This window comes from Scrofimicrobium canadense, assembly GCF_009696615.1.
GTDB lineage: Bacteria > Actinomycetota > Actinomycetes > Actinomycetales > Actinomycetaceae > Scrofimicrobium > Scrofimicrobium canadense.
In genome coordinates this window covers 1-1,311 of the sequence record NZ_VULO01000043.1, presented here as the reverse complement: position 1 = coordinate 1,311, position 1,311 = coordinate 1, and the positions used below count along the sequence as shown (strand labels likewise).

Annotated in this window: 3 protein-coding genes; 1 reads left to right on the top strand and 2 read right to left on the bottom strand. The window is 62.4% G+C overall.

From position 1 onward, the window contains the following. Positions 1–375: serine hydrolase domain-containing protein (locus FYJ24_RS12430; RefSeq protein WP_154546733.1), on the top strand; the 375-nt coding region annotated here is incomplete at its 5' end. A 4-nt stretch (positions 376–379) separates the two neighbouring features. On the opposite strand, the gene FYJ24_RS12425 is transcribed toward FYJ24_RS12430, so the two are convergent. Both FYJ24_RS12425 and FYJ24_RS12420 read right to left on the bottom strand, forming a co-directional pair. Beyond that, complete coding sequence (locus FYJ24_RS12425; protein ID WP_081194795.1) at positions 380–829, bottom strand: tellurite resistance TerB family protein; 450 nt, start codon at positions 827–829, stop codon at positions 380–382. A gap of 5 nt (positions 830–834) precedes the next feature. Beyond that, positions 835–1,311 (bottom strand): nucleoid-associated protein (locus FYJ24_RS12420; RefSeq protein ID WP_206192724.1); only part of this gene is annotated, 477 nt, incomplete at its 5' end.

The following is a 1,311-nucleotide window of genomic DNA, read 5'->3' as shown; positions in this document are numbered from 1 at the left end:
TTTGGTGGCAACGATATGCTGCTATCGCCCCGAGCCCTGGTCGAGATTGGTGAACTGTACCGTAACGATGGCGTAGTGAACGGCCAGCGGGTCTTGCCCGAAGGCTGGGTGGAGGCTTCCTGGACTGCTCGGGGCAGCTCGCCCTGGACAGGCGATGGTTACGGCTATGGCTGGTTCATCACGACCCTGGCCGACACACCAGTGATGTATGGCCGAGGCTACGGTGGCCAAGCGCTGTTCGTGGTGCCTGAGCGGGCGATGACGGTCGTGATAACGTCCGACCCCAACCCGCCCTCCCCCGGTGGCCAGTTTCAGCAGCAGTTGAATGCGCTGGTGGCGGGACTGCTGGAGGAAGGCGAGGCCGCCGAACCGTAATCGGCTACGTTGGAGAGTTGCCCAATTTGCTGCGGATAAAATCACTGTGGCTGACGTGCAGGAGGTCGGCCAGGCGGCGAATGCGGTGCTCTTCCAGCGGGTCCAGCGCGCCATCGGCCCAGGCCACCTGCCACATCATGGCCACTACTTCCAGGCGCTGCTCATAGCCGTAGTGCTGTTTGATCAGGCTGACGAACTGGTAGTGGTCCACGGCGTCGTCCACTTCTGCCTCGGCCAGGCGCATCAGTTCGGCCACTGCCTGCTCATCGAGACGATAGCGCGTCATCAGCATGCGCTGCATGGCGGCGCGCTCGGCCTCGCTCTGTTCATAGTCGGCCCGCATCACTTCGCACAATAGCGCAGCACAGGCGAGTTCCAGGGTCAGGGCCTGGTCGTCGCGCTGCTCCGGGGCCGACAGCGTCCGCTGAAAGAAGCTTTGAATCGCGTCCAGCACGGCAATTACTCCTTGCGTTTGGCCAACTGCTCTTTGAGCTGTTTGGGCACCTGCTTGATGATAAGACGGTCCTGCGCGGCATCGTACTCGATGCTGGAACCCAGCAGGTGCGAGTCGAAGCTGATCGACACCCCACCCGCTCGGCCGGTAAACCGGCGGAACTGGTTGATGGTGCGCTTGTCCGGCGGAATCTCCGGAGAGAGGCCGTAATCGGCGTTGCGGATATGGTCGTAAAACGCCTGTGGCTGCTTCTCGTCCACCAGCTCGGAAAGCGCTTCCAGCGTCATGGGTTCGCCACGGCGCAGCTGCTCGTTGGCGTAATCCACCAGGGTGTCGGTTTTTTCACGGCTGGCGTCGTCGTCCAGGTCCTCTTGTTCGACGTAGGCGCTGAAGGCCTTGAGCAGGGTGCGGGTTTCTGCCGGGGCCTCGATGCCCTCTTCCATGCCCAGCAGCGCCACCAGCCCATCGGATAGCTTTTTGGC